This window comes from Brevinematia bacterium (assembly GCA_039630355.1).
GTDB lineage: Bacteria > Spirochaetota > Brevinematia > DTOW01 > DTOW01 > SKYB106.
Genome location: JBCNVF010000056.1, coordinates 1 through 5,093 on the forward strand (window position 1 = coordinate 1; position 5,093 = coordinate 5,093).

A 5,093-nucleotide genomic window follows, 5' to 3' on the forward strand; every position below is an offset into this window, starting at 1 on the left:
CCTATGGTAAAATGAGGAGCAAAGCCCCTCTTAGAAATTAACTATGTAAAAGCAGTAGGGTAGTTGTTGTATTTCTTCCTTCGTTAATACCGTCCCCTCTGGTAGTCTTTTTAGTATTTGGAAGACTACCAGAATATCTCCAGTACTGTCGGAGATTTGTATCCTGTTAAAAGGAACTTCTATTCCTAGAAGTTCCTTTAGTATCTCAGCAGTTCCTTCATGCCCTACTGCGCTTGTCCAACTAGAGGAAGCAAGAATTTCTCTTACCTCCTCTACGCTTGCTTTTCTGTATTCTATGTTGCCAGAGTTATCTGACAACATAGACAAAGAAAATGCGTTTGTTATATATATCATACACCCTCCCTTTTTTCTTTAGTTGTCTTGCCATTCTCCTTTCTCCTCTAGTTCGTCGCTTAGTATCTCGGATATAATGTTATACATTTGTCTAACAATCTTGCTCTTCTTTACTGCATTGCTTATCGTTCTTATGGTATAGTATAGAGGTTTTCTAGCAAATTCCTTTGCGTTAATTCGCGTTTTCTCTACCGTCGCAAACGCACTTCCGTATTCCAATAGCACTGTTTCTTCCTCAAAAGTAATATCAACATAGTTGCGTCTCGTTGGGTTTTGCTCTGTTGTAGAGAAATGCAGTGTAGTTTCTATGTTGTTATTCACAGCAAGTCTAACAAGCGTTCGTATCTCCTTTCTGTATTTCAGTAATTCCAAAACCAACTCTCTAAAATGCGCCATTGATGATGGTTGATTTTTGTTTATTACTACTTCCATAGTTTATCCTCCTGTCCTACGATGAAGAGTATATTACCCTTCTTACCTTTTTTAGTTCTCCACCAATCCACGGTTGCTATTATGTCGCCCCACTTGAGTCTGCAGTAATACTCGCAATACCTTACCCATCCTCTGTATGAACCGTTTTTTATCTCAACCACTTCTGGCTTCCCTTTTTGAGAAACTGTCATAAATGTTCCTTCGTTTCTTTTTCTTTTTTCAACAACAAATAGACTTATAAGCCTCCTCATCGCTATGTCCTTTATCTGCACTTTCTTTCTCCGTTCCAGAAACTGCTTGTATTTTAGCAGTTCCAGAACAATAAAGTGTTCAAGGTTAAGTTTTGGCTTCATATAAACCTCCTTATAAAGACTAAAACTCAACTAAAATCCCTAAACTTACTCCCCAAGGATAGGTTGCCTTTGCTCCAACAAAAGTATTAATTCCACCAATGCTAAAAAAATACCTGTAATACCCAACTTCAAACTGCTGTTTTGGTGTTGAAAGGTCGTAATTGTAGTTAAAAAGCAACTTGTTTTCTTTTATCTCATTTATCCTAATTTCTACAAGTATATTAGTTAAAATGTTTGTTATATCAACAAAACCAACTTGGTAGTTTGTTCCGTTCGTTTCTTGGTAGTTTGTAAAGTAATGCCTTATCACATTCGTATAGTATAGTTTTATTGCTTTAACCTGTGTGTTCGTAATAGTTTTGGGAGGATAAAACTCCCCTGATTGCTTAAAAAACAGCAACCAGAAGACAATCCCCCCTAGCACAAAACCTAAAAGAAATAAGCAAATATGGGTAGTAAGTTTCATAAAAAATACTTTACTTCATTAGGTTCAGAAAAAACTTTAATGGTCTTACCCTTCTCCAGCGCATATAACAGTTCTCGTATTGTTCCTCTGCTTTCTGCTTCGCCACAAACTGCAACTACATCACATTTATCAATTAGTTTGAAACACATTTGTAGTATTTCTTCCTCGCTCACGTTTGCTCCAACAAACCACATAGGGGGTGTGTATATTACAGCAACCTTCTTTTCTAAAAACTCCTTAATATACTTCTTTGCTTCTTCTATGTTCTTTGGGTCTAACCTAAACTTATGTATCATATACACTATCATTTCCAACCCTCCTTTAATGCTTCTTCTTTTTGTCTTCTTATTTCCTCAAACACTCTTATCCGCAACTTTTCGTCTTTATCAAGCAAACCTGCTATTGTGTTTATCAGTTCAGATTGCTTAACATTCGCAATCTTACTCAACCTCGCAATAACCCTTTTGGTATCATCCAAAAGGTAAAAACTTGTAGTTTTCTTTTTGTCCATAAAACCTCCTTTAACACTTTAATTATTAACGAGTTCTGTTTTAAAAGTCAAGTTTTGTTTAAATTTGTCGCTAAATCTTTAGTATGCTTTGTTAAATTACATTATTGTGTTTAAAAAATCTTCTAGGGATACAGTTCTGCGGTTAGGTCTTTTTGCTGTTGGAAAAATAAAAGCATTTCTTCGTATCATCTCCGTTGTTATCCTATACACCTTCCAACCATTTATTGTTGCTAAATTATACTTTATAACATCCTCTCTAAACCCTACAGGACTGTTGTGTCTTCCATAAACAAAAGTTCCTCCTTCAACTTCAATAGCAACCTTCTTTTCAACAATAGCGTAGTCAAATCTGTATTTGTATTCTTCCAAAAACCTATGCTCTTTTTTAACAGTAAGCCCCTTTTTGTTTGCTATACCAAACAGAATATTCTCAAACTGGAGTAATAAGATGTTCATAAAGATTTGTCTCTAACAAACTTAACAAAATCTCCATCAAGTCCAAGCCTAATTAAAGTATTAATGTAAGACCTATCCATCTTGTCATATTTTCTTCTTACTTCTACCTTTTTGTCTTTCTCAAACTTTTCAAGCATCTCTATAAAAATGTCATCTTTGTTGGAGTAAAGTAAATTATTGCTTCTTATATAGTCATCTAATGCTAGCGATATTGCTTTTCTTCTGCTTGCTAGTTCTTCTGTGTTTGTTGTTTTACCTATAGCATTTTGTAGAATTATCTCCTCTATTCTTACAATTCTTTTAACAAGCTCCTTTATTGCTTCTATCAAGTCTGTTATCTGTGTTGTTATGTTGGACACTGTGCTTATTAGTGTTTCCGTCTCAATTTTTCTCATTTCTATGAGATTTTTTGAGACAATCTGTTGTATTGCTTCCTGCTCCATCTCTATCTCGTTTCCATTCTTGAGTTGTATTCTTAACTTGTCATCAACAACACGAATGCTTGCTACCGTTGTAATAAACGGCAACATTTGTTGTATCTCTTGTATAGTGTATAAGTTCTTTGGTTCTACCTTTGCCTTCTTAAGTATCCGATATATTGTTGCCCTAGACACTCCAAAAATTTCTTGGATGTTTTCTAGAGAAAACATATTAGTTATCTTCATTATCCCCCTCCTTATCTAAACTAAAACTGCCTATTTGTATCTTTCTCAAACTTGCTAAATCTATCGCTCCTTCCACAAATGTGTAAAAAGCACAATTAACAAGAAGACCAATTATCGTGTGTAAGCCATCTATTTTCCCTAAAAAGGATAACACAACAATAGCAACAAAGTTGGATACAAAGGCAATAAATTTCCTGCTTGCAAACTTCACTTCCCCCCCCATCTCACCATAAAGGATATTATAAACAAAACAAGTCCTGTCAAAAACGATGTTATTGCTCCTACTATCACATAAAAGTTTTGGAATATTCTTTTTTTACCTTCTTCTTCTATCTTATCTACCCTCTCTTTCAGTGTCTCGTGCTTTATGAGAAGTTCTGCTACCTTCTTGTCTATATTTAGCATCGTTTCCTTAACAACCTGCAGATTGTAGGATACTTCCTTTATGTATTCCTTCCAACCGTTTCCTTTGCTTTTGTCACCCATACTTTACCACTCCTTTATACTCTGCTCTCTTAAGCCATCCTTCTAAAAATACCTTGTTTTTCGGATGCTTATTAACTATACCAATGTAGTATTCCTTTTGCAAAGATATTACGTTATTTATAAACACATCTTTTATTCCTTTATCAACTACATCCTTTAAAGCAATAAGGCAGTCTTCCCCTATGCTTACTATGTTCTTGTAGTTTAGCATATCCAATGCCTTAAACAACATTCTGTGTGCTGGTTTTATTCCACAGTTTATCGCTATATCACAGACTTTTGTTGCTATCTGGAAACTAATCTTTGCTACTTTATCAAAGTGTCCCTTAACCCAATAGTCGTAGTAGTATATTACTTTTGCTTGTTCTGGTGTCAGGTTTTTAATATCCAAATGCGGGTATGCTCTTTTGCTTATCCCATACTTTGTCTCCCCCCCACTGTCGTTCGGGTGATTACTGTATCCTCCTTCGTGTCTAATTATGTCCTTGAAGAACTCATCAAACCTTTTATCCATACACCCCCCTAGTATAGTCTTTCAAAAACAAGATAAAGACTACCATCAGTGTTAGATGTGTTCCATTGTAAGTCAAGCGAGTTAAATCTAAAATTAGAAACTCCTGAAAAAGTGCTTCTTTGAGTTGCGTAACCGAGACCTTCACCATTTGGGTTGTTAGTTGCTATTCTTGCTGTAACTGTATCAAGATTACCACTACTTTTGTGTTTGGATATATTGTGAGTAATACCAGTTGTCACATAAGACCAAACAACCCTGTAGTTTGTGTAGTTTTGCTCTTCTGTGTTTATTGTGTTTTGTCCATCATTTATCCACAACTGCTTAAACCTCCACCCTGTATAGTTAGCATTCAGCCATACAGCATTTAATTTAGTATAGTAAGAGTTAAGAACCAAAGAATACCCGATATTTCTCTCCTGTAGTTCCATAAACCTTTGCGTTTGGTTTAGATAAAAACCAACCAAATTAACTCCGTTCATGTTCGTATTGCTAAAATTAGACTGTCCGTTATACCTCCAATACGATATCTTTTCTCCAACCAGAATAGGAATGTAAATGCTGTTGGATATTCCGTCTATTGTTTGTGTGTTGTTAAGACCCAAAACCAAATTAGCCCCTCCTAGTCCTGCTATATTTGGAGACACAGCAGAAAATGTTCCAGTCGTAGAAATAGGAGTGTCTGTATCTATGTTTATAAGACCACTAAATGTTGCTAATGCTCCAGTCCTGTCAAATACAGTTGGAATTGTTAAAACAACTCTTAAATTTCCATTGCCATCCCTCTGAAATTCTGTTTTTATAGTAGAAGTCCAGCGCCCAGAAACAATAGGAGGGTTTGTATTCCTTATGATAAGGA

The 5,093-nt window shown here is 35.4% G+C and carries 12 protein-coding genes; all 12 read right to left on the bottom strand.

Translation table 11 applies throughout. The annotated features are described in order from the left end of the window. Positions 1 to 30: 30 nt before the first annotated feature. The gene (locus tag ABDH28_04290; protein MEN2998234.1) at positions 31 to 354 is read right to left on the bottom strand and encodes a DUF1874 domain-containing protein; all 324 of its coding nucleotides are present in this window, start codon (positions 352 to 354) and stop codon (positions 31 to 33) included. Between the two features lie 18 nt (positions 355 to 372). Beyond that, positions 373 to 786 carry a hypothetical protein gene (locus ABDH28_04295; GenBank protein MEN2998235.1) on the bottom strand — a complete coding sequence of 138 codons (414 nt, stop codon included), beginning with the start codon at positions 784 to 786 and terminating at the stop codon, positions 373 to 375. Further along, entirely contained in the window at positions 777 to 1,139 is a 363-nt protein-coding gene (locus tag ABDH28_04300; protein MEN2998236.1) for a hypothetical protein, read from the bottom strand. Before ABDH28_04300 ends, ABDH28_04295 begins: the two co-directional genes overlap by 10 nt. Before the next feature lie 19 nt (positions 1,140 to 1,158). Beyond that, positions 1,159 to 1,605: a hypothetical protein gene (locus ABDH28_04305; protein MEN2998237.1), complete on the bottom strand. Its 447-nt coding sequence runs from the start codon at positions 1,603 to 1,605 to the stop codon at positions 1,159 to 1,161. Next, entirely contained in the window at positions 1,602 to 1,913 is a 312-nt protein-coding gene (locus ABDH28_04310; GenBank protein ID MEN2998238.1) for a DUF4406 domain-containing protein, read from the bottom strand. The genes ABDH28_04305 and ABDH28_04310 overlap by 4 nt, the downstream gene beginning before the upstream one ends. Next, positions 1,910 to 2,116 (bottom strand): hypothetical protein, encoded by a 207-nt coding sequence (locus ABDH28_04315; GenBank protein ID MEN2998239.1) that lies wholly within the window; start codon positions 2,114 to 2,116, stop codon positions 1,910 to 1,912. Before ABDH28_04315 ends, ABDH28_04310 begins: the two co-directional genes overlap by 4 nt. A 96-nt stretch (positions 2,117 to 2,212) precedes the next feature. Further along, positions 2,213 to 2,572 (bottom strand): hypothetical protein, encoded by a 360-nt coding sequence (locus ABDH28_04320; protein MEN2998240.1) that lies wholly within the window; start codon positions 2,570 to 2,572, stop codon positions 2,213 to 2,215. After that, positions 2,569 to 3,237 (bottom strand): hypothetical protein, encoded by a 669-nt coding sequence (locus ABDH28_04325; GenBank protein MEN2998241.1) that lies wholly within the window; start codon positions 3,235 to 3,237, stop codon positions 2,569 to 2,571. The genes ABDH28_04320 and ABDH28_04325 overlap by 4 nt, the downstream gene beginning before the upstream one ends. Continuing rightward, positions 3,224 to 3,448: a hypothetical protein gene (locus tag ABDH28_04330; protein MEN2998242.1), complete on the bottom strand. Its 225-nt coding sequence runs from the start codon at positions 3,446 to 3,448 to the stop codon at positions 3,224 to 3,226. The genes ABDH28_04325 and ABDH28_04330 overlap by 14 nt, the downstream gene beginning before the upstream one ends. Beyond that, complete coding sequence (locus ABDH28_04335) at positions 3,445 to 3,723, bottom strand: hypothetical protein (GenBank protein MEN2998243.1); 279 nt, start codon at positions 3,721 to 3,723, stop codon at positions 3,445 to 3,447. The genes ABDH28_04330 and ABDH28_04335 overlap by 4 nt, the downstream gene beginning before the upstream one ends. Beyond that, positions 3,716 to 4,237: a glycosyl hydrolase 108 family protein gene (locus ABDH28_04340; protein ID MEN2998244.1), complete on the bottom strand. Its 522-nt coding sequence runs from the start codon at positions 4,235 to 4,237 to the stop codon at positions 3,716 to 3,718. Before ABDH28_04340 ends, ABDH28_04335 begins: the two co-directional genes overlap by 8 nt. A gap of 8 nt (positions 4,238 to 4,245) precedes the next feature. After that, positions 4,246 to 5,093 (bottom strand): hypothetical protein (locus tag ABDH28_04345; protein MEN2998245.1); only part of this gene is annotated, 848 nt, incomplete at its 5' end.